Origin of the sequence: Deinococcus grandis, from assembly GCF_001485435.1 — a bacterium.
Taxonomy (GTDB): domain Bacteria; phylum Deinococcota; class Deinococci; order Deinococcales; family Deinococcaceae; genus Deinococcus; species Deinococcus grandis.
The window spans coordinates 1,467,000-1,488,482 of sequence record NZ_BCMS01000001.1; the positions used below are offsets into that span (position 1 = coordinate 1,467,000).

The 21,483-nt window shown below is 70.3% G+C and carries 22 protein-coding genes; 14 read left to right on the plus strand and 8 right to left on the minus strand.

Annotated elements, in window-relative coordinates; genetic code table 11:
* Entirely contained in the window at nt 1-564 is a 564-nt protein-coding gene (locus DEIGR_RS07270) for a peroxidase-related enzyme (protein WP_058976365.1), read from the minus strand.
* A gap of 38 nt (nt 565-602) precedes the next feature.
* Here DEIGR_RS07270 and DEIGR_RS07275 point away from each other — a divergent pair, with 38 nt between their 5' ends.
* Nucleotides 603-1,226, plus strand: a complete 624-nt coding sequence (locus DEIGR_RS07275) for an MBL fold metallo-hydrolase (protein WP_058976366.1) — start codon at nt 603-605, stop codon at nt 1,224-1,226.
* A gap of 67 nt (nt 1,227-1,293) precedes the next feature.
* On the opposite strand, the gene DEIGR_RS07280 is transcribed toward DEIGR_RS07275, so the two are convergent.
* Nucleotides 1,294-2,463, minus strand: coding sequence for a BMP family ABC transporter substrate-binding protein (locus DEIGR_RS07280; RefSeq protein ID WP_083524138.1), 1,170 nt, complete (start codon nt 2,461-2,463; stop codon nt 1,294-1,296).
* A gap of 217 nt (nt 2,464-2,680) precedes the next feature.
* Here DEIGR_RS07280 and msrP point away from each other — a divergent pair, with 217 nt between their 5' ends.
* Together msrP and DEIGR_RS07290 are read left to right on the plus strand one after the other, a co-directional pair.
* On the plus strand, nt 2,681-3,682 hold the full coding sequence (msrP, locus tag DEIGR_RS07285) for a protein-methionine-sulfoxide reductase catalytic subunit MsrP (RefSeq protein ID WP_058976367.1): 1,002 nt from the start codon (nt 2,681-2,683) through the stop codon (nt 3,680-3,682).
* 71 nt (nt 3,683-3,753) lie between these two features.
* Entirely contained in the window at nt 3,754-4,323 is a 570-nt protein-coding gene (locus DEIGR_RS07290; RefSeq protein WP_083523961.1) for a protein-methionine-sulfoxide reductase heme-binding subunit MsrQ, read from the plus strand.
* Between the two features lie 801 nt (nt 4,324-5,124).
* On the opposite strand, the gene DEIGR_RS07295 is transcribed toward DEIGR_RS07290, so the two are convergent.
* The 5 genes from DEIGR_RS07295 to hspR form a co-directional block, all read right to left on the minus strand.
* Nucleotides 5,125-6,018, minus strand: a complete 894-nt coding sequence (locus DEIGR_RS07295; protein WP_058976369.1) for an ABC transporter permease — start codon at nt 6,016-6,018, stop codon at nt 5,125-5,127.
* Nucleotides 6,019-6,048: 30 nt separating this feature from the next.
* Nucleotides 6,049-7,089 carry an ABC transporter permease gene (locus DEIGR_RS07300; RefSeq protein ID WP_058978590.1) on the minus strand — a complete coding sequence of 347 codons (1,041 nt, stop codon included), beginning with the start codon at nt 7,087-7,089 and terminating at the stop codon, nt 6,049-6,051.
* Between the two features lie 11 nt (nt 7,090-7,100).
* On the minus strand, nt 7,101-8,600 hold the full coding sequence (locus DEIGR_RS07305) for an ABC transporter ATP-binding protein (RefSeq protein ID WP_236704687.1): 1,500 nt from the start codon (nt 8,598-8,600) through the stop codon (nt 7,101-7,103).
* A 479-nt stretch (nt 8,601-9,079) separates the two neighbouring features.
* Nucleotides 9,080-9,919, minus strand: a complete 840-nt coding sequence (locus DEIGR_RS07310; RefSeq protein ID WP_153013668.1) for a metallophosphoesterase — start codon at nt 9,917-9,919, stop codon at nt 9,080-9,082.
* Nucleotides 9,920-10,066: 147 nt separating this feature from the next.
* The gene (gene hspR / locus DEIGR_RS07315) at nt 10,067-10,783 is read right to left on the minus strand and encodes a heat shock protein transcriptional repressor HspR, fused homodimer type (protein WP_058976372.1); all 717 of its coding nucleotides are present in this window, start codon (nt 10,781-10,783) and stop codon (nt 10,067-10,069) included.
* A 137-nt stretch (nt 10,784-10,920) separates the two neighbouring features.
* On the opposite strand from hspR, the gene DEIGR_RS07320 reads away from it, so the two are divergent.
* The 10 genes from DEIGR_RS07320 (at nt 10,921) to DEIGR_RS07365 (ending at nt 19,565) form a co-directional block, all read left to right on the plus strand.
* Entirely contained in the window at nt 10,921-12,291 is a 1,371-nt protein-coding gene (locus DEIGR_RS07320) for a dipeptidase (protein WP_058976373.1), read from the plus strand.
* Entirely contained in the window at nt 12,288-12,860 is a 573-nt protein-coding gene (purN, locus tag DEIGR_RS07325; RefSeq protein WP_058976374.1) for a phosphoribosylglycinamide formyltransferase, read from the plus strand. Before DEIGR_RS07320 ends, purN begins: the two co-directional genes overlap by 4 nt.
* A gap of 184 nt (nt 12,861-13,044) precedes the next feature.
* Nucleotides 13,045-13,605, plus strand: coding sequence for a DUF402 domain-containing protein (locus tag DEIGR_RS07330; protein ID WP_058976375.1), 561 nt, complete (start codon nt 13,045-13,047; stop codon nt 13,603-13,605).
* Nucleotides 13,606-13,739: 134 nt separating this feature from the next.
* The gene (locus tag DEIGR_RS07335) at nt 13,740-14,237 is read left to right on the plus strand and encodes a peroxiredoxin (RefSeq protein WP_058976376.1); all 498 of its coding nucleotides are present in this window, start codon (nt 13,740-13,742) and stop codon (nt 14,235-14,237) included.
* On the plus strand, nt 14,237-14,920 hold the full coding sequence (rpiA, locus tag DEIGR_RS07340; RefSeq protein WP_058976377.1) for a ribose 5-phosphate isomerase A: 684 nt from the start codon (nt 14,237-14,239) through the stop codon (nt 14,918-14,920). The genes DEIGR_RS07335 and rpiA overlap by 1 nt, the downstream gene beginning before the upstream one ends.
* A 132-nt stretch (nt 14,921-15,052) precedes the next feature.
* Nucleotides 15,053-16,096 carry an ABC transporter ATP-binding protein gene (locus DEIGR_RS07345; RefSeq protein ID WP_058976378.1) on the plus strand — a complete coding sequence of 348 codons (1,044 nt, stop codon included), beginning with the start codon at nt 15,053-15,055 and terminating at the stop codon, nt 16,094-16,096.
* A 50-nt stretch (nt 16,097-16,146) separates the two neighbouring features.
* The gene (locus tag DEIGR_RS07350) at nt 16,147-16,896 is read left to right on the plus strand and encodes an ABC transporter permease (protein ID WP_058978591.1); all 750 of its coding nucleotides are present in this window, start codon (nt 16,147-16,149) and stop codon (nt 16,894-16,896) included.
* Between the two features lie 142 nt (nt 16,897-17,038).
* On the plus strand, nt 17,039-17,827 hold the full coding sequence (locus DEIGR_RS07355) for an ABC transporter permease (RefSeq protein ID WP_058976379.1): 789 nt from the start codon (nt 17,039-17,041) through the stop codon (nt 17,825-17,827).
* Nucleotides 17,827-18,411 carry a hypothetical protein gene (locus tag DEIGR_RS07360; RefSeq protein ID WP_058976380.1) on the plus strand — a complete coding sequence of 195 codons (585 nt, stop codon included), beginning with the start codon at nt 17,827-17,829 and terminating at the stop codon, nt 18,409-18,411. Before DEIGR_RS07355 ends, DEIGR_RS07360 begins: the two co-directional genes overlap by 1 nt.
* 71 nt (nt 18,412-18,482) lie before the next feature.
* Entirely contained in the window at nt 18,483-19,565 is a 1,083-nt protein-coding gene (locus DEIGR_RS07365; RefSeq protein WP_058976381.1) for an NADH:flavin oxidoreductase/NADH oxidase, read from the plus strand.
* Between the two features lie 33 nt (nt 19,566-19,598).
* Here DEIGR_RS07365 and DEIGR_RS07370 read toward each other — a convergent pair whose 3' ends face one another.
* Nucleotides 19,599-20,129 carry a hypothetical protein gene (locus DEIGR_RS07370; RefSeq protein ID WP_058976382.1) on the minus strand — a complete coding sequence of 177 codons (531 nt, stop codon included), beginning with the start codon at nt 20,127-20,129 and terminating at the stop codon, nt 19,599-19,601.
* 188 nt (nt 20,130-20,317) lie between these two features.
* Here DEIGR_RS07370 and DEIGR_RS07375 point away from each other — a divergent pair, with 188 nt between their 5' ends.
* On the plus strand, nt 20,318-21,478 hold the full coding sequence (locus tag DEIGR_RS07375; RefSeq protein WP_058976383.1) for an MFS transporter: 1,161 nt from the start codon (nt 20,318-20,320) through the stop codon (nt 21,476-21,478).
* Nucleotides 21,479-21,483: the final 5 nt, after the last annotated feature.

A 21,483-nucleotide genomic window follows, 5' to 3' on the forward strand; every position in this document is an offset into this window, starting at 1 on the left:
TCAGCGGCCCCTGTGGTGGTATTCGGCGTTGGGGGTGAAGCCCAGGGCGCTGCTGACGCGGTTGGTCATGTTGAACATCCCGATGACCTGCGTGGCTTCCAGGATGGCGTGGTCGTTCAGGCCCGCCGCGCGGAGGTCATGCAGGTCCTGTTCGGTCATGTGGGCGGGGGTGAGGGTGAGTTTCTCCGCGTAGGCGCACAAGGCCGCCTGCTGGGCGCTGAGGGTGGCGTGGCGCCAGTTCACGGCGACCGTGTCGGCCAGGGTGGCGTCGCCGGTGTACTCGCGCAGGGCGGCGCCGTGGGAGACGGCGCAGTACACGCAGCGGTTCAGGCCGCTGACGACCACGGCGAGCAGTTCGCGGTCGGCGTTCGTCAGGTGCCCTTCGCGGTTCACCAGCGTGTTGAAGTCGTTCCACCAGGCCAGGAACGTGTCGGGGTTCAGGGCCTGCGCGCGGAACACGTTGGGCACGAAGCCGAGGTTCGCCCTGGCTTTCGCGTGGAGTTTCTGCACGCCTTCGGGCGCGGTGGTGTCGTCGGGGACGGCCAGCCAGGAGATTCGGTTCATGGGGTCTTCAGCGTACGCCGCGTGGCATCATCAGGCGCGTGAATGTGGATGTCCGTCTCCTGTACGCGAACGTGTACCTGCTGAGCACCCCGGCCGGGCGCCTGCTGGTGGACAGCGGCGCCCTGTCTCACGCGCCGAGGTTCGCTCAGCTGCTGCGGGCGTTCCGGCCGGACGCGCTGCTGCTCACGCACGCGCACGTGGACCACGCCGGGAACGCGTTCCTGGCCGCGCGGGCGGGCGCTCCGGTGCTGGCGCACCCGCTGGAGCACGCGGCCCTGCTGGGGCAGTCGCACGACCTGCCGTACCCGGCGGGATTTCCGGCGCTGGGCCGCGTGATCTCCCGCGCGCACCCGAAACTGCGGTCCGTGCAGGCCGCGCGGCCCGGAGAGGACGTGCTGGGCTGGCGGGTCGTGCACCTGCCGGGGCACACGCCGGGTCAGATCGGGCTGCTGAGGGACGGCGTGCTCATTGCTGGGGACGCCGTGGTTGGGGGGGCGGGCGGCGCGCACCTGCCCCGCGCGGCGTACAACCACGATCACGCGCAGGCACTCAGTACCCTGAAGGGAATGATGGACCTCGATCTGCGCGAGATCTGGCCGGGCCACGGCGGTCCACTCACGCCGGGGCAGATCCGCGCCCGCGCTCAGCGCGTTGATGGATGAAAGTTGATGATTGATGGAAGGGATTGCGCCCCCTCCATCAACCATCGACTGTCAACCGACTACAGCGTCACTTCTTGGGTTCGTCGGCGACCTGCCCGGTGACGCCCTGGGCGACCCAGGCCATGTTGTTCAGGTCGGCGATGCTGGCGACCTTCCCGGCGGGGACGCGCAGGATGCCGTTGCGGTCCTTGAGAGGCCCGGTGAAGGGGTCGAACTTGCCGCCCTTCTCCATGTCGGCCTTGAGGGCCATGACGCGGTCGTACACGGTGGTTTTCTTCCCGGCGACGGTGATGGTCCTGGCTTTCAGCGCGGGGATCCATTTGGGGTTGATGGCCATGCCGTCCTGCGCGCCGAGTTCGACGCTGCCGCCGCGCAGCAGGTTCCAGTAGTCGACCTTCTGGAGGTTCTTGGTGGTGTACGTGCCGGTGCGGACCTTGGTCAGGAAGTCGATGTAGATGCGCTCCCAGTGGACCAGCTGGCCGCTGACGACGTAGTCGGGCGCGAACTTGTACATGGGGGAGTAGTGCGCGAAGGACGGGATCTTGCGCGCGGCGGCGGTCTGCACGACGGTCGCGGTGTCTTCCGTGAAGGCCAGGGCGCCCGCGCCCTCGCTGATCAGGGCCTCGGCGGCCTCGCGGGCCTTGTTGGGGTCGAACCACGCGTTGATCCACTTGACGCTGACGGTCGCCTTGGGGTTCACGGCGCGGGCGCCCATCGCGAAGGCGCTGATGTGCCGCTTGAGTTCCGGGACGGGGAAGGCGCCCACGTACCCGAGCTTGTCGCTCTTGCTGACGGCGGCGGCCATCATGCCGTTCAGGTAGTACAACTGGTAGAAGTCCGCCATGTACGTCGCCATGTTCGGGGCGCGTTTGAAGCCGCTGGCGTGCGCGAAGATCACGTTCGGGTACTTCTTGGCGGCGTCCAGCGTCTGGTCCATGAACCCGAAGGACGTCGTGAAGATCACCTTGCAGTTGTCCTTGACCAGCCGGTCGATGACGGGCGTCGCCTGGCCCTCGGGCACGCTCTCCACGTACTTCGTTTCCAGCCAGGGGAGGGCCTTCTCGGTCTTCTTGCGGGCCTCGTCGTGGGCGTAGCTCCAGCCGATATCGCCGACCGGGCCGACGTAGATGAAGCAGGCCTTGAGTTTGCCGGTCTGCTGGGCCTGCGCGGCGGGGCTGGCGGCGGTGCTCAGGAGTGCCAGGGACAGGGGCAGGGCAGCGAGGAGTGCTTTCTTCATGGTGAACCTCCAGGGAAGGGGGGTGAAGCCTGACTTCATTGTGCCTTCATTCTGTCGCGAAGGATAGGGACAGGATGACCAGATGGCCCGCCCCGCCCCGGAGAGGACCGGCCCGGATGTGCATTTTGTCGCGCTGACCGACACTACCGTGCGCCGCGTGACAGTGCCCTGAACCGAAACCGCTCAGGCTGCGTACACCTGTACAGGAGGTCCACCCATGAGCGATCACCCCACCCCGCCCGACCACGCCGACCCGGACTCCGGCGAGCGCCGCATCCTGACGCCCGGCACCCCCAACCCCCGCCGGGAGTTCCTGCGCAGCGCCGCCCTGTTCACCGCCACCGCGGGCGCGCTGGGCGGCGGCCTGGAACTCCTCACGCGACGCCCCGGCGGTCCCGGCAGCGCCGAGGCGCAGGGCGCCGCCTTCACCCGCCCCGCCCGGCCACTGGGGCCGTACGACACCAGCGAGGCGGTCACGCCCTACGCGCAGGCCACCTCGTACAACAACTTCTACGAGTTCGGACTGGACAAGAGCGACCCTGCCCGCATGGCCGCCAGCCTCAAGACCCGCCCCTGGACCGTCCGCATCGACGGCGAGGTCCGCAAGCCCATGACGGTGGACATCGACACGCTGCAGGGCTGGTTCCCGCTGGAGGACCGCGTGTACCGCATGCGCTGCGTGGAGGGCTGGAGCATGGTCATGCCCTGGCTGGGCTTCCCGCTGGCCGCGCTGATCCGCCGCATGGAACCCACCAGCAAGGCGAAGTACGTGCAGTTCACGGCCCTGCTGGACCCCAAGCAGTTCCCCGGGCAGCGCCAACCGGTCCTGAAATGGCCGTACGTGGAGGGCCTGCGCCTGGACGAGGCGCTGCACCCCCTGGCGTTCATGGCGGTCGGCCTGGACGGGCGGGTGCTGCCCGGTCAGAACGGCGCGCCGCTGCGACTGGCCGTCCCGTGGAAGTACGGCTTCAAGAGCATCAAGAGCGTCGTGCGCATCACCCTGACCGAGAAGCAACCCCAGACCACCTGGGCGCTGGCCGCCCCGCAGGAGTACAGCTTCTACGCGAACGTGAACCCGGCCGTCCCGCACCCCCGCTGGAGCCAGGCGACCGAACGGCGCATCGGTGAACTGGGCCGCCGCAAGACTCTGCCGTTCAACGGGTACGCCGAGCAGGTCGCGGACCTGTACAGGGGCATGGACCTGCGGCGGTCCTTCTGACCACCCCCGCCCGGCCCCGACCGATTGCGCCCCGCCGCGCGCCCCTGGGCTGGCTGGTCCCGGCAGTCACGGTGGGCGGCCTGATCCCGGCCGCCGTCCTGATCGCCGACGCCCTGAGCGGGCAGCTGGGCGCGAACCCCATCCAGCGCGCCACCCTGCAGACCGGCCTGCTCACGCTGGCCCTGCTGGTGCTGTCCCTGGCCTGCACGCCGCTGCGCCTGCTGACCGGCTGGACGTGGCCCGCCCGCATCCGCAAGGCGCTGGGCCTGCTCGCCTTCGGGTACGGCGTACTGCACTTCGTGATCTACCTGCTGGACCACTCCTTCGACCTGACCCTGATGACCGAGGACGTCCTGAAGCGCCCGTTCATCACCGCCGGATTCACCGCGCTGCTGCTGCTCGTGCCCCTGGCCCTGACGAGCACGCCCCACGCCGTGAAACGCCTCGGCTTCCAGCGCTGGACGCGCCTGCATCAGCTGGCGTACGTGGCCGTCAGCCTGGGCGCGCTGCACTACTACTGGGGCGTGAAGAAGGACCACACGCCCCCGCTGATCTCCGCCGCCGTGATCGCCACGCTGTTCCTGATCCGCTTCCTGAAACGCCGCCCCACGCGCCCCGGAACCCGCGCTGCGAAGGTTTGACGCTACCCGCCAGCCCAGACCGACCAGCGTCCCGACACCGCCCCCAGCCTCCTGGCCGGGGGTTCGTTCATGCCGGACCTTGAACCCCCGGCGCGGGACTGGCGTGCCTGGGGCATCCGGTCGTGGCCGACGTTCCTGCTGATCGACCGGCAGGGCGGCGTGCCGGTCACGCACCGGGGAGCGGTTCGCTGTTTCCGCAGGCGATTCCCGTGCTGGACGCCAGAATCCGGGCGCTATAGGCCGAGAGATGAGCGGCCCTGACGGACCACCGGTCACAGCGGTTTCCAGTTCCATTGAAGGGCCAACGGCACGCCCCTGGGCTCCACTTCCAACCGCTGATGTTGACGGCTTCTCGCTCTGCTCGGTACAGACGCATTGAGCAAATCCCTCAACACCTCTGAACACCGCTGTCAGGAGTGGGACGATCCGGTGGGCCGGATGCTTGCACCGCTGGCGTCCGGCGTGGGCCTCACAGCGGTTTCCAGTTCCATTGAAGGGCCAACAGCACGCCCTTCAATTCCACTTCCAACCGCTGTTGTATGCGGGTACTCGCTCTGCTCGTTTCAGGGATGCTGAGGGAGCCCCTCAACACCCCTGAAAACCGCTGTCAATGCGCGCGGTGAGTCGCGGATCACGGTGCAGGCGGGACAGAAGCGGTGGGCGTTCCCGTTGACCGGCGTGCTCGACCCCGCCAGTCCGTGCACGTTCCGCGTGGCCCTGCACAGGAAAGAGGCCCGGCACGCTCAGGCGCCGGACCTCTCCCACAACCCACTGCCTACGGCCTACAACCCACTCCCCCGATCACCGTTCGCCGCGGACGTACGCGCGGCCCAGCGCGGCGGGGGCGTCCCCGGCCTGCCCGCGCACGCCGGCCAGGGCCAGCACGACGAGCACGAGGATGAACGGCATGGCGCTGAACACCTCGGTGGGGACGTTGCTGTTGCCCTGCAGGCGGAACTGCAGGTAGTACAGGAACCCGAAGAACAGCGCCCCGGCGATGGCGCGCAGGGGCCGCCAGCCGACGAAGATGACGAGTGCCACGGCGATCCAGCCCAGGCCGTTGGTCATGTTGTCCGCCCACGAGGACCGGTAGGACAGGGACAGGAACGCGCCCGCCAGCCCGGCCAGCGCGCCGCCGCCCAGCACGGCCAGCACGCGGGTCAGGCCGACGTTCACGCCCAGCACGTCCGCCGCCGCCGGGTTCTCCCCGACCGAGCGCAGGGTCAGGCCGCCCCGGGTGGCGGTCAGCCAGAAGGCCAGCAGGCCCGCGAGGATCAGCGCGGCGACCGTGAACGGACTGATCGTGAAGCTGCCCAGCGTCCAGTCGGGCACCTTGTTGAAGAGGGGCAGTCCCTCGAACTTCTTGCCCAGCAGGCCTGCGGCGCCCGTTCCGATCAGGGCCAGGGCGAGGCCGCTGACGAACTGGTTGGCGCGCAGCGTGACAGTAGCGAACGCATGCAGCAGAGACAGGGCCGCGCCCGCCAGCATGGCGGCCCCGACCGCCACCCACAGGTTCGCGTCCGGACTCTTCGACGCCACGGCGAACGCGGCGAGCGCCCCGACGGCCATCAGTCCCTCCACGCCCAGGTTCACGACCCCGGCGCGTTCGTTCAGGATCGCGCCCAGGCACGCCAGCAGCAGCGGCGTTCCGACCGACAGGGCGCGCACGAGCGCCTCGATGACAATGCTATCCATGCAGGACCTCGGTGGGGGAGAGTGGGCAGCTCACGCGCGGCCCCATTGGACGCGGTGGCGGACGAACACCTCGGAGGCGATCAGGCACAGCAGGATCACGCCGCTGAAGATGTCCACCACGCGGAACGGGAGGTTCATGTCGATCTTCAGCAGGTCCCCGCCCGCCAGGATCACGCCCATCAGCGGCGCGGTGATCAGGCACAGCGCCGGGTTCCCGCGCGCCAGCCACGCGACGATCACGGCCGTGAAGCCGTACCCGAGGCTGATCTGACTGGCTTCCAGGAGGCGGTGGTGGATGCCCGCCACCTCGCCCGCGCCCGCCAGTCCGGCCAGCCCCCCGGTGAGCAGGGCGACCAGCGTGGCGACCCGCGCGGAGCTGAGGCCCGCGTAGTGCGCCGCGCCGGGGTTCTCGCCCACGACGCGCAGCGCGTACCCGAAGGTCGAGCGGGTCAGGAGCCACTGCAGGCCCAGCGCCAGCGCCACGCCCAGCAGCAGCGTGGGCCAGTGCACCTGCGTGCCGCTGAGGGTGGGCAGCCACGCGCCCTGCGGGAAGGTGTCGGTGTAGATGTACCCGCGCACGTCCTTGCCCTTCCACGGCCCGGCGATCAGGTACGTGACCAGCGCCACCGCGATGTAATTCAGCATCAGGGTAGAGAGGATCTCGTTCACGTTCACGCGCCGCAGCGCCGCCGCCACGAGCGCCCACAGGCCCCCACCGATGAAGCCCGCCACGAACACCGCCGGGATCAGCAGCGCGCCCGGAACGGGCAGGAACAGCGCCGTGCCGGCCGCGAACACTGCGCCGAGCAGCAGCTGGCCCTCCGCGCCGATGTTGAAGAACTGCGCGCGGAACGCCAGCGCCAGCCCCGCCCCGAGCAGCAGCAGGGGAATGGTGCGCCGCCCCACCTCGGCCAGGCCGGTCGGGTCGCCCAGCGTGCCGCGCAGCATCGTGCCGTACACCGCCGCCGGGGACTGCCCGGCGAACACGAAGATCAGCGCGCAGATCAGCAGCGCTGCCACCACCGACGCCACCGTGACCAGTGCCGTGCGCGCCGCCGACGGGGCCGTCATCGCCACGAACCTCACGCCACCACCCCATTCTGAGTCGGTCCCTGATCCGCGCCGGGAATGGAGTGCGGGTGCGCGCCGCCCATCAGCAGGCCCAGGGACTCGCGCGTCACCTCCGCCACCGGGAACGGCCCCAGCAGCGAGCCGCCCACCATGACCGCCACGCGGTCCGACAGGCTCAGCAGCTCGTCCAGATCCTCACTGACCAGCAGCACGCCCGCGCCGTCGCCCGTGCGGTCCAGCAGCACCCGGTGCACCTGATCGGTCGCGCCGATATCCAGCCCGTACGTGGGATGCACCGCCAGGATCAGTTTCGGCTGCCCGGCCAGTTCCCGCGCCAGGATCAGCTTCTGGATGTTCCCGCCCGACAGCAGCCGCGTGGGCGTGTGAATGCCCGGCGTCGCCACCGCGTACGCTTCCACCTCGCGCCGCGCCCGCTCGTCCGTGGCGGTCAGGTCACGCGCCAGTCCGCGCGCCAGCGGGGGCCGCTCGAAGTCCCGCAGGGCGAGGTTCTCCGCGACCGTCATGCTCGGCACCGTGCCGCTGTGAATGCGGTCCTCGGGAATGTGCGCCACGCCCGACCGGAAGCGCGCCGCCGCGTCCCCCGTCAGCGCCTGACCGTCCAGCGTGACCGACCCGGTCGCCGCGTGCAGCCCGGCCAGAACCTCCACCAGTTCGCTCTGACCGTTCCCGGCGATCCCGGCCACGCCCAGCACTTCGCCCCGGCGCAGCTCGAAGCTCACGCCGCGCAGCGCGGGCAGACCACGCGCGCCCTGCGCACTCAGGTCCCGCACGCTCAGCAGCGCGCCCGCGTCCGCGCCGGGGCCGCCCGCGCGCTTGCGGGTGAAGTCCACGCTGCGGCCCACCATCAGCTCCGCGAGGCTCTCCCGTGTCGCGCCCTGCGTGGGCACGCCGCCCACGACCTTGCCGCGGCGCAGGACCGTGACGCGGTCCGCGACGGCCAGCACCTCGTCGAGCTTGTGCGAGATGAAGATCAGGCTGCGCCCGTCCGCCTTCAGCTCGCGCATCACGCGGAACAGCCCGTCGGCCTCCTGGGGGGTCAGCACGCTCGTCGGCTCATCGAGGATCAGGACCCGCGCGCCGCCCAGCAGCGCCCGCACGATCTCCACGCGCTGCTTCTCGCCGGGCGACAGGTCCGACACGCGCGCCTCCGGGTTCACCTCCAGCCCGTACCGCGCCGACAGTTCCCGCACCTGCCCCGCCACACGCCGCGCCGGGAACAGCCCGCCCACGCGGCCCAGCGCCAGATTCTCCGCCACGGTGTGCCGCGACACCAGCAGCGGATGCTGCGGCACCAGCCCGATCCCGAGCCGCCGCGCCTGCGCCGGACTGCCGATCCGCACCGGCTGCCCCGCCAGTTCCACCGCGCCCTCGTCCGGCTGGTACAGGCCGTACAGGATCGAGATCAGCGTGCTTTTCCCCGCGCCGTTCTCGCCCAGCAGGGCCAGCACCTCGCCCGCGTGGACGGTCAGGTCCACCGCGTCGTTCGCCACGACCCCCGGAAAACGTTTCGTGATGCCACTCAACCGCAACGCGGGCGGCCCGGCAGATTCTTCGGTTCGGTCCACAGTCCATCCTTTCACCGGGGCGGGCCCCTGCCCAGCCGGTCCCTTCACGGAACCTTTAACCGGCATGCCGACAGCCTACCGGACCGCCGCCCGGCCACGCGCCCCCACACCCACACAGGCCCACCCGGCCAGCCCCTCTTGCCCCCGCCACGTCAGGAGCGACCCGGTCAACCCCCGGTCTCCCCGGGCCCACTGACCCTCTCAGACTGATTCCGTTTGTTTCGCCAACAATCCGGAACTTCACCAGATTGTCGGCTGCACGTCCGGAACCCGTTTCTCTCCCTCTCGCATCCTCTCGGATTGAATGGGCTGCAAAGCCCGTTCAATCCGAGTCCGTATCAGACGCTCGCTCCGCTCGATTCAGAGGCCATGAAGGGGTTCCTCAAGACCGCTGAATGCTGCTGTCAGTAGTGCGCCGCGCCCCCGGGGAATGCCACGACCTCCGCGACGCCCTGCGCGTTCAGCCGCGCGATGAACCCCGCGTCCTCCCGGTACGCCATGCCGCTGTCCATGGCCACGCACAGCCGGTTCGCGTACGGGATCGGCGCGCCCGGCCCCAGTGTCGGCCCGTGCAGCGCCTCGTCCAGCAGCACGTACACCGGCGTGTGCCCATGCACGATCCGCTCCCCGCCGAACGTGTCCAGCACCCGCCGCGCCTTCCCCTCACCGCCGTTCAACGCGAACGCCATGCGCTCCGTGAACCAGTTCAGGAACAGCCCCCACTCGTCCGGGTCCGGCTGCGCCAGCAGGCGCCCCACCTCGGCGTTCACCTCGTCCACCGACCCGCCCAGCCGCAGGTACATCAGGCTGTCCGCGTGCACCAGCAGCCACCCGTGCGACGCCGCCATCGCCGGACGGCTGGACAGCCACGCCAGATCACTGGGCTCCAGCAGGTCCGCGTCACGCGGCTGCCCGCCGTTCTCCAGCCAGTACTCCCGGAAGCCCATCCGGTCGTGCGGATCCAGATGCCGGAACACCAGCGACGCCAGGAACATCACCTCGTGATTGCCCAGCAGCGCCGTCACCTGCCCGCCGACCTCCGGCGCCTGCACCTCCAGACTGCGGATCAACCGGATGACCTCCAGCCCGTTCGGGCCGCGGTCCAGGTAATCACCCAGGAACACCAGATGCGTGTCCCCGGCCGTCCACGACCCGTCGAAATCGATCAGGCCCGCGCGCAGCAGCGTGGCGCGCACCTTGTCGTACGCCCCGTGAATATCCCCCACCACCCACAGCGGCCTCACGGAACCACCGGGCCGGTCAGAACCACGCCGGGAACGACCGGGCAGAACAGAACCGGGCAGGGCACAGCAGAAGAGGAGCGCAGCACGCCGCGCAGGATACGCCCCTGCGCCGCCCGCTGCCGCCCGCCCTGACCCGCCGACCGCACGTCAGTCCCCGTCCGCACCGTCCTCCTGCTCCGCCTGCGGCAGGGTGCGCCACTTCGTCATGCGCTCCGTGATGTCCTCCTGAATGCGCCGCACGTTGCTCTCCAGGCCCGAGCGCGTCGCGTCCAGCTGGTGACGCAGGCGCATGATCTCCTCGACGCCCGCGAGGTTCACGCCGAGTTCCTGCGTCAGGCGGCGGATCTCGCGCAGGTGCTCGATGTCCCGTTCGCTGTACAGGCGCGTCTTGCCGCTGCTGCGGCCCGGGCGGATCAGCTGCTTGCGTTCGTACAGGCGCAGCGTCTGGGGATGCATGTCCACCAGTTCCGCCGCGATGCTGATCACGTACACCGGCCGGTCACGCGGATCGATGCGGCCGTCCACGCCCGGCAGCGCCTCGGGCCGCTGCGCCTGCTCCCGCAGTTCACTCTCGATCCGTTCGATCTCCGCCTCGAACTCACCCTGCATGTCGTCCAGTTCGTGCTGGAGGCGCATGACCTCCTCGACACCCGCGAGGTTCACGCCGAGCTCCTGCGTCAGGCGGCGGATCTCGCGCAGGTGCTCGATGTCCCGTTCGCTGTACAGGCGCGTCTTGCCGCTGCTGCGCCCCGGACGGATCAGGCCCTTGCGTTCATACAGGCGCAGCGTCTGGGGATGCATGTCCACCAGTTCCGCCGCCACGGAGATCACGTACACTGGCCGGTTTTTCGCGTCGCTGGGCATACCTTCCCTTGAGTATACGGGAAGCAGTGTTTCTGCACTGGAATGGGAAGTGGGATGTGGGAAAGGCGCAGGACGACACACGCCCCGCAGCCCCCCATCCTGGACGTCCCGTGCCCGTCAGCCCGTATCATCGCCCCATGACCACGCCCGACCTGAGTGCCGCCCTGAACCGCGAGCAGGCCAACGAGGAACTGTTCGACCTGCTGCGCCTCCCCTCCGTCAGCGCCGACCCCACCCGCACGGCCGACATGGCCGCCACCGCCGAGTTCCTGCGCGCCAAACTGGCGGGGCTGGGCTTCACGGCCCGCATCGACCCGACCGCCGGGCACCCCGTCGTGTACGCCGAACGCCTGAACGCCCCCGGCAAACCCACCGTCCTGATCTACGGCCACTACGACGTGCAGCCCGAGGCCCCGCTGGAAGAGTGGGTCACGCCGCCCTTCGAACCCACCGTCCGCGACGGCCGCATCTACGCGCGTGGCAGTACCGACGACAAGGGCCAGGCGTACGCGCACGTCAAGGGCGTGGAACTGCTGCTCTCGCAGGGCGAACTGCCCGTCAACGTGAAGTTCCTGCTGGAGGGCGAGGAGGAGATCGGCAGCCCGAACCTCGAACCGTACCTGCGGGAGCACGCCGAGGAACTGAAAGCCGACGTGATCGTCATCAGCGACGGGAGCCGCTTCGCGCCCGACGTGCCCACCATCACCTACGGCGTGCGTGGCCTGAGCTACGTCGAGATTCACGTCCAGGGCGCCAACCGCGACCTGCACAGCGGCAGCTACGGCGGCGCCGCCCCCAACCCCATCAACGCGCTGGCGGAGATCATCACGCGCCTCAAGGACGACCAGGGCCGCGTCACCATCCCCGGCTTCTACGACGGCATCGACGACCTGACCGACACCGAACGCCAGATGTGGGCCGACCTCCCCCACGACGACGCCGAATTCGCCGCCAGCATCGGCGTGCCCGCCCTGCCCGGCGAACACGGCTACACCACCCTGGAACGCCTGTGGGGCCGCCCCACCCTCGACGTGAACGGCATCTGGGGCGGCTACCAGGGCGAAGGCAGCAAGACCGTCATCGCCGCCAAGGCCGGCGCGAAGGTCAGCATGCGCCTCGTCCCCGGACAGGACCCTGAACGCATCACGGGGCTGATCACCGAGTACGTGCCCACCCTCGCGCCCGCAGGGACCACCGCCGTCGTCCACCCGCACCACGGCGGCCGCCCCTTCAAGTTCGACCTGAACAGCCCCTACAACCTCGCCGCGAACCGCGCCCTCAAGCGTGTCTTCGGCCGGGAAGCCGTGTTCGCCCGCACCGGCGGGAGCATCCCCATCGTCGCCGCGTTCAACGACCTCCTGCACGCCCCGGTCCTGTTCGTGGACCTCGGCCTGAACGAGGACGCCCCCCACAGCCCCAACGAGAGCTTCGCCGTCAGCGACTACCACAACGGCATCCTCACCAGCGCCTACCTGCTGCAGGAACTCGGCGCGAATACCACCGAATGAAGCTCGGCTTCCTCGCCTCGCACGGTGGCAGCGCCGCGCGGCACCTCGTCGAGGCCTGCCGCGCGGGTGAGCTGAACGCCACGCCCGTCGCCCTGGTCAGCAACAACAGCCGCTCCCCGGCCCTCGCCTGGGCGCGCGACGCGGGCCTCACGACCGCGCACCTCAGCAGCGCCAGATACCCCGACCCGGACGACCTCGACGCCGCGATCCTGGACGTCCTCGTCAGCGCGGGCGCGGACACCCTCGTCCTCAGCGGGTACATGCGCGAGATCGGCCCGCGCGTCCTGCACCACTTCGCGGGCCGCCTCGTGAACATCCACCCCAGCCTCCTGCCCCGCCACGGCGGACGCGGCATGTACGGCGACCGCGTCCACGAGAGCGTCCTCGCCAGCGGCGACCCCGAGAGCGGAGCCACCGTCCACCTCGTCACCGCCGGCATCGACGAGGGCCCCATCCTCGCGCAGGCCCGCGTGCCCGTCCTGCCCGACGACGACCTCGCCAGCCTCAAGGCCCGCGTGCAGGCCACCGAAGGCGACCTCATGCTGCGCGCCGTCCGCAGCCTCGCGTAGGACAGGGGAGGCTTCACCTCGCCCCCTCACCCTTCCGGCGCTCCGCGCCTCTGCTGCGCAGCTCTGCGAGTCCCTCCCTCCCTGCTCCGCAGCTCGCTGAGTCCCACAAGGGGAGAGGGGACAACGGAAGACGCTCACGCTGAACTACAGGCAGAACCATTTCAGGAAGCTGATAGGGAGGGGCATGAAACGGAAAGTCTTCGACCTGAGCGGCTGGGCGCGCGTCACCCGGCACACCCAGACCGTCCTGCACGTCCCCGGTCACGTGATCGTGGACTTCGTCGCACACGACGTCATCCGGCCCCTCGACGCGCCCATTCCCGGACGGGACGGCCTGCGCCGCATTCTGGACAGCGGATACCGCTGGGTGCGCGCCCACCCCACCACCGGGGAGGGCACGCCCGGCAGCTCCCTGACCATCCAACTCGACCCTACCGGGCGACCCGTGCAGTACTACATCGACCTGCACGGCGGGGAAGGCTGGCACGACAGCGGGTACCCCTGGCACGACGACCTGTACCTCGACGTGATCGGCCACCCCGCCGAACACGACCGCTGGACGGTCGCCGCCACCGCGATCATCGACGGGGACGAACTCGACGACGCCGTCACCCAGGGCCTCGTCACGCCCGCCCAGGCCGACGCCACCTGGACACACGCCCGCCACGTGGAAGCGCAACTCCAGGCGGGCACCTACCCACCCGTGCATGTCCTCAAGCGCTACCTGGAAGACCCGTACACTTGACCGTGAAGCCTTGACCGCCGCGCCCGCCACAACTGCGAAGCGCGGCGGTCCGTTCCATAAGGATTTGTGTCGCCAGCCTCGTGACACCTGTGCGGGCTGGACAGGCTCCTGCTGGGGCGCGCTAGGCTGGGCGCATGAGTGATTCGGTGCAGGTTCCGGTGGTGGGGGAGGCGTTTCCGGCATTCACGTTGATGGACGCGGCGGGGCAGGCGCATTCGCTGTCTGATTTCGCGGGGCGGTACGTGGTGCTGTACGTGTATCCGAAGGACGACACGCCGGGGTGCACGCGGGAGGCGTGTGATTTCCGGGACAACGCGCTGCTGCGCGAGCATGGCGCGGCGATTCTGGGCGTGAGTGCGGACGACGCGGACAGTCACGCGCGGTTCGCGGAGAAGTTCAGCCTGCCGTTCCCGCTGCTGAGTGATCCGGGCGCGGCGTTCCTGCGGTCCATCGGGTCGTATGGGACGAAGAACATGTACGGGAAGGTCACGGAAGGGATCAAGCGGCAGACGTTCCTGATCGGTCCGGATGGGCGGCTGGTGAAGTCGTGGCTGGCGGTGAAGGTGGAGGGGCACGCGGATCACGTGGCGGCCGCCATCGAGAAGGATCGCGCGGCGAAGGGCGTGCAGTGATGAATCTGGAGGCGTTGAAGCGCGAGGCGGCCCTGCGCGCCGTGGCTCTCGTGAGGAGTGGGGACCGGGTGGGCCTGGGGACGGGCAGCACCGCGAAGTACGCCATCGAGGAGATCGGCCGGAAACTCGCGGCGGGTGAGCTGACGGCTGTGGTGGGCGTGGCGACCAGCGAGGCGAGTGACACGCTGGCCCGGCAGGTGGGCATTCCCGTGGAGCCGCTCGATCCGCGCCCGCTGGACATCGCGATTGACGGTGCGGATGAGATCGCGCCGAACCTCGACCTGATCAAGGGCCTGGGCGGGGCGCTGCTGCGCGAGAAACTGACCGAGGTGCAGGCGCGGCGGTTCATCGTGATCGCCGACCACACGAAACTGGTGGAGCACATCGGGGAGAAGTCCGCGCTGCCTATCGAGATCGCCCGTTTCGGGTTCCTGAGCACCATCGAGCGCCTGCGCGCCATCCTCCCGTCGGGGCGGTTGCGGCAGCCGGGCGCGCAGCCGTACGTGACCGACAACGGCAACTACATCTTCGACGCGCAGATTCCCGCCGGGACGGACATCGCCGCGCTGGAACGCCAGCTGAAGGGCACGCTGGGCGTCGTGGACACGGGCCTGTTCCTGGGCATGGCCGAGCGCGCGTTCGTGGCCGCCCCGGACGGCGTGACCGAACTGACGCCCCGCTGAACTGTCTTCCGCCTTCCTCTTCTCCTCCCCCTTGATGGGGGAGGCCGGGAGGGGGTGACTCCCTGTCCGCCCGTTACGCGTTCTGGCGTAGCGGGTGGCGGGCGTTTGGGTGTTGGCGTACCCTGGGTGATCATGACGGGTGATCGGGGTGGGGCGGGGGACGCGGCGGTGCGGGTGCGTGACCTGCGCAAGGGGTACGTGGTGCACGAGAAGGAGCCGGGGTTCCTGGGGAGCCTGCGGTCGTTCGTGAGCCGCAGGTCGCGGGTGGTGGAGGCGGTGCGGGGCGTGTCGTTCGATCTCGCGCCGGGCGAGGTGGTGGGGTTCCTGGGGCCGAACGGGGCGGGGAAGACCACGACCCTGAAGATGCTGTCCGGGCTGCTGCACCCGTCGGGCGGCGAGGTGCGCGTGGCGGGCTTCGAACCGGGGCGGCGGGAGAACGCGTTCCTGCGGCAGATCACGCTGGTAATGGGGCAGAAGCAGCAGCTCATCTGGGACCTCCCGGCGCTGGATTCGTTCCTGGTGAATCAGGCGATCTACGAGATCCCGGACGCGCAGTTCCGGGCGACGATGGCGGAGTTCACGGAGGTCTTGGGTCTGGAGGGCATCCTGAAGAAGCAGGTGCGCAAGCTGTCGCTGGGCGAGCGGATGAAGTGCGAGCTGGCGGCGGCGTTGCTGCACCGCCCGAAGGTGCTGTTCCTGGATGAGCCGACGATCGGGCTGGACGTGAACATGCAGGAGTCGGTGCGGGCGTTCGTGCAGGACTACAACGCGCGGTATGGGGCGACGGTGATGCTCACGAGTCATTACATGGCGGACGTGACGGCCCTGGCCCGCCGCATTCTGGTGATCGACCGGGGTGAGGTGGTGTTCGACGGGGATCTGGCCCGCCTGGCCGAGCAGGGCGGCGGCGGGAAGACCGTGCGCCTGCAACTGCGCCGCCCCGCGACCGCCGAGGAGCTGGGCCGTTTCGGGTCGGAGGTGCGCGTGAACGGCCTGAGCGCCGAGCTGACGGTGCCGCGCGCGCTGGTCAGTGAACGGGCGGCGGCGCTGCTGGCGGAACTGGACGTGGCGGACCTGACGGTGGAGGACCCGAGTATCGAGAGCGTGATGGCGTCCATTTTCGGCGCGCGGGCCGGTCAGGCTGGTCAGCCGGAACGCACCCCGGAGCCCGCGTGAGGGCGCTGGCGTTCAAGGCGCGGGTGCTGTTCGCCACGCGCTTCGCGGAGATGGCCGAGTACCGCGCCGAGGTCGTCATCTGGATGCTGTCGGGCACGCTGTCCCTGGTCATGATGCTCGTCTGGATGGCGCAGGCGGCCGCCGCGCCCGGCGGGCAGATCCGCGGCTACAGCGCGCCGGAGTTCGCCACGTACTTCCTGTCCACGTGGCTGGTGTCGCAGCTGCTGGTGGTGTGGGTGTCGCACGAACTGGACTTCCAGATTCGGCAGGGGACGCTGTCGCCGCAGCTGCTGCGCCCGGTGGACCCCATGTGGCTGCACGTCGCGTCGCACGTCGCCGAGCGGCTGGTGCGGATCGTGCCGCTGCTGGCACTGGTGGGGGTGTTCACGTGGCTGTCCGGCGCGTCGTTCACGCGCGAGTGGTGGGCCTACCCGGCCGCGCTGGGGCTGGCGGCGCTGGGCTTCAGCGTGCGGTTCCTGTACGAGTACGCGATCGGCCTGCTGGCCTTCTGGACCGAGAGCAGCGCGTCCTTCCAGGAGGTCGTGTGGCTGGTGTACGCCGCGCTGGGCGGCATGTTCGCGCCGCTGGCCTTCTACCCCGAATGGGTGCAGCGCGTGGCCGTCTGGACGCCGTTCCCGTACATGCTGGGCCTCCCCGCGCAACTCCTGGCCGGGAAGGCCACCCTCGCGCAGGCCGGGCGCGGCGCGCTGGTCCTGCTCGTGTGGCTCGCGGTGTTCTGGGTCGTCCGCCTGCTCGTCTGGCGCGTCGGCCTCCGCAAATACGGCGCGGTGGGCGCATGAGGGGGGACGTTGAAGTTCGAACGTTGATGGTTGATGGAGGTTCGCTGTCCGATCTGCTCCTCCCCCTTCAGGGGAGAGGCTGGGAGGGGGTGGCCTTCCATCAACGATCAACCATCACCCATCGCCCCGCCCGGAGGGCCGCATGAGACGCTACCTGCGCCTGGTGCGCATCTTCGTGGGGGCGACCCTGTCGGCGCAGCTGGAGTACCGGGCGAATTTCCTGGGTGCGGTGCTGGCGAGTCTGGGTGAGGTGGGGGTGGCGCTGCTGGGCATCAGCATCCTGTTCGGGCAGCCGGGCGTGACGCAGGTGGGGGGCTGGTCGTTCCGGGAGGCGCTCCTCGTGACAGGATTTTTCATGTTGACCGAGGGCGTGATCAGTGTGTTCATCCAGCCGAACATGTCGAAGATCGCCGAGGCGGTGCGGACGGGGAACATGGATTTCACGCTGCTGAAGCCGATTGACGCGCAGTTCAACGTGAGTACCCGGAACCTGAACGTGCTGCGTTTCCCGGACCTGCTGATCGGGCTGGGGTTGATCGGATACGCGGCGGCCGGGCTGGAGGTCACGCCGGGCGGGGCGCTGGCGGCGGCAGTCCTGTACGGGTCGGCGGTGGTGATCGTGTACTGCATCTACCTGGGCCTGAGCACGACGGCGTTCTGGTTCGTGAAGACGCAGAACGTCACGGAACTGTTCAGTGGGGTGTTCGGCGCGGCGCGCTTCCCGGTGGCGGCGTTCCCGGTGCCGGTGCGGTTCGTGCTGACGTTCGTGCTGCCCGTGGCGTTCATCACGACGGTGCCTGCGCAGGCGCTGACGGGCGCGCTGGGCGGGGGCTTGGCGCTGGCGTCCCCGCTGATCGCGGCGGCGCTGTTCCTGGCCACCCGCCTGTTCTGGCGGTACGCGGTCGCGAGTTACACGAGCGCGAGCAGCTGATGGCGGACCTGTCGGCCCGCTGGGCGGCGCTGGGCCTGCCCAGTCCCCGCTCGCAGCCCCTGTCGGAGGGCGCTCGGGCGCGGCTGGCGCACCTGGCGGAACTGCGCGACATCGGCGGCCCCAGCGAGGCGGCGCGGGCCGGGGCGGAGTTCGCGGGGGAACGCTGGTTGCGCCCTGACCTGCTTGGTGTGCGCCCCTGGCTGGCCCCCGACACCCCCGCGCGGGAGGTCGTCCCGGCGGTGCTGCGCGCCGAGTGGACGGGATTTCTGGCCCTGCTGGGCGAGTCCGGCCCGTGGGTGTATGCGCCGGACGTCCGGGCGCTGCAGGAACTCTCCGGCGCGTACGCGGCCCTCGTGACGGCGGCTCGCACCGCGCCCGAGGCGGAGGTGCTGCTCGCCGCGGAGCGCAGCCTCGCCCTCGGGGCGCACCGGACGCTGCTGGTGCGGCTGGAGGTGACCCCCTACCGGCAGCCCACCCGCAGCGGGGTGAGTGCCGAGCGGCTGCACGACCTCGAAACCGCCTTCTGGACGCTCGCCGGGACGCAGGCGGCGCAGGCGCACGCACGCTGGCAGGCGCGCCGCTGAACGTGGATCTCAGGGTCGCGTGAACATGGCGCCACTGGCAGGGCGTGGGCGTGCGGGCCTAGATTCGGCGCATGACTGACGGTCCCCTCCTGTTCCAGCCGCTGAAACTCCGCGACGTGACGCTACCCAACCGCGTCGTCGTGTCGCCCATGTGCATGTACTCCGCGCAGGGCGGACTGGCGAACGACTTCCATCTGGTGCACCTGGGCCAGTACGCGCTGGCCGGGACGGGCCTGATCTTCACCGAGGCCACCGCCGTCAGCCCGGAGGGCCGCATCAGCCCCGAGGACCTGGGCCTGTGGGAGGACCGGCAGATCACGCCGCTGGGCCGCGTGACCGACTTCGTGCACGCGCAGGGCGGCGTGATCGGGGTGCAGCTGGCGCACGCGGGCCGCAAGGCCAGCACCTACGCGCCCTGGCGCGGGCGCGGCGCGGTGCCGCCCGAACGCGGCGGCTGGGACGTGATCGGCCCGGACGCCACCGCCTACAACGAATCGTTCCCGCAGCCGCACGCCATGACCGGGGAAGACATCTCGGGCCTCGTGGGGGCGTTCAGGCAAGCGGCCCGCCGCGCCGAGATCGCCGGGTTCGACGTGGTCGAGATCCACGCCGCGCACGGGTACCTCCTGCACCAGTTCCTCTCGCCGCTGGCGAACAGCCGCACGGACGACTACGGCGGGACGTTCGAGAACCGCACCCGCCTCGTGCTGGAGGTCACGCGCGCCGTACGCGACGTCTGGCCGCACCACAAGCCGCTGTTCGTGCGCCTCAGCGCCACCGACTGGGCGCCCGGCGGCTGGGACGAATCGCAGACCGTCGTGCTGGCAGGCCTGCTCGCCCGCGAGGGCGTGGACGTGCTGGACCTCAGCAGCGGCGGCCTGACGCCCGAGCAGCAGATCACGCCCGCGCCCGGCTACCAGACCCCCTTCGCCGCGCAGGTGAAGGCCGCCGTGCCGGACCTGACCGTCATGACCGTCGGCATGATCGACACGCCCGAACGCGCCGAGGGCATCCTGCGCAACGGGGACGCGGACCTGATCGCCCTGGCCCGCCCCATGCTGGGTGACCCGCACTGGGTGCAGGCCGCGGCCCGTGACCTCGGCGCGGCGCACCCGCTGCCCGCTCCGTACGCCCGCAGCACCCGCACCACCTGAACGCTCCAGGCGTGCCCCCACCCGGCTGGCCGGTCAGGCCGAGTGGGGGATGCGCCGCTCGAACACCAGCCCGCGCGGCGTGCCCGCCAGCATCACCGGCGTCAGGACCGGCACGCCCAGCAGCGACAGGAGCATGTGACCGGCCGCGTCGGTGCGCTCCACGGCCGCCGCGACCGCCACGACCTCCCAGTCCCGGCGGGTCGCCAGGACCGTCGCGGCCACCTCGGCCTGACCGGCCAGCAGTTCCAGGCTGATCACGGCCGCCTGCACCGGCCCGCGCGCCGCGCGGATGTCCCCCGCGTGGTGCAGCGCCGACCCGACCAGCGTCCAGTGCCCAGCCAGGGACGTCGCCTTCACGCTGGGAATGCCGCGCAGCGCGCCCAGGTCATGACTGAGGGCCTCCGCGCCCGGCGTGGAGATCAGGACGTCCACGTCAGGCAGGACGCCACTGAAGAACTCCGCGACGTTCAGACGGTCCCGGTTCGACAGGACAGCCAGACGCTCGTGAACAGCCTCGGCACTGGGCAGGATGTCGGCAATGGCGGTGCGGAACTGATCGGGCATAACGGACTCCTCTGGCGTGCGCGCCGCGGGGCGCTCACTGCACCTCCAGGGTACGCAGCGCGCCCTGACCTCCGACCGACACACCCCACCCCCTGACGTTCACGGATCGTTCAGGCAGCGGGGGCGCGGCCCCACCCGCCGGACACCCCACGCGCCCGGACCCGCCCACCGGCGTAGGGTGGCGGGGTATGCAGGCCACCCTGAGCACCACCCGCCACGCCGCCGCGATCGCGGTCGCCGTGACCGCCGGGCACTTCATCAACGACGCGTACAGCGCCATGCTCACGCCCCTCACGCCCGCCCTGCAGGCCAAGTACGGGGTCAGCATCGCCGCCGTCACGTTCCTGGGCAGCGTCTACTCCCTGACGAGCAGTGTCCTCCAGCCCGTGCTGGGCATCCTCGGCGAGCGCCTCGACCGCCGCTACGCCGCCGCACTCGGACCCCTCATGACCGGCATCGGCCTGACCCTCATGGGTTTCGTGCCGTGGTTCGGGGCGCTGGTCCTGCTGGTCGCGGTGGCAGGCTTCGGCAGCGGCTTCTTCCACCCCGCCGGGGCCGCGTACGTCGCGCAACACAGCCCCCCCGACAAACGGGGCCTGTGGGCCAGTCTGTTCAGCGCGGGCGGCACCGCGGGCATGGCGCTCGGCCCCGTGTTCGCGGGCGTGGGCCTCACGCACCTGCCGTGGTTCGCACTGATCGGCGTCGTGATCGCCGCGATCACCTTCGCCGTCACGCCCAGCGGCGTGCAGAAGGCCAAACGGATTCCTCTGCGCGACTACGCGGGTATCTTCCGGGGCCCCCTCGTCTGGCTGTGGGCCATGGCGGTCCTGCGCTCACTGGCCAGCATGGGCTACAACGCCATGCTGCCGTTCATGCTCCTCGCCCGCGGGTACGGGGCGCGCGAAGTCGCCCTCACCCTGGCCGTGTACTCCGTCGCCAGCGCCATCGGCGGCATCGTCGGCGGACGCCTCAGCGACCGCGTGGGCCGCGTCACCGTCCTGCGCGGCGCGATCCTCACGACCATCCCCTTCTTCGCGCTGCTGATCCTCTCCAGCCCCGCCAACTGGTGGTTCTACCCCCTCACGTTCATCGTGGGCGCCGCCGTGAACGCCAGCATCCCCGTCGGCGTCGTCACCGCGCAGGAATACGCGCCCGGCCACGTCGCCGTCGCCAGCTCCATCATGATGGGCTTCTCCTGGGGCTTCGCGGGCCTCCTCGTGTTCCTCGTCGGTGCGCTGGCCGACGCCACCAGCCCCACCACCGCCGCCCTCGCCGCGCTGAGCCTGCTGATCCCCAGCGCCATCATCGCCGCGCGCCTCCCGGAACCGCAGAAGGTGCAGTTCAGCTGACCCTG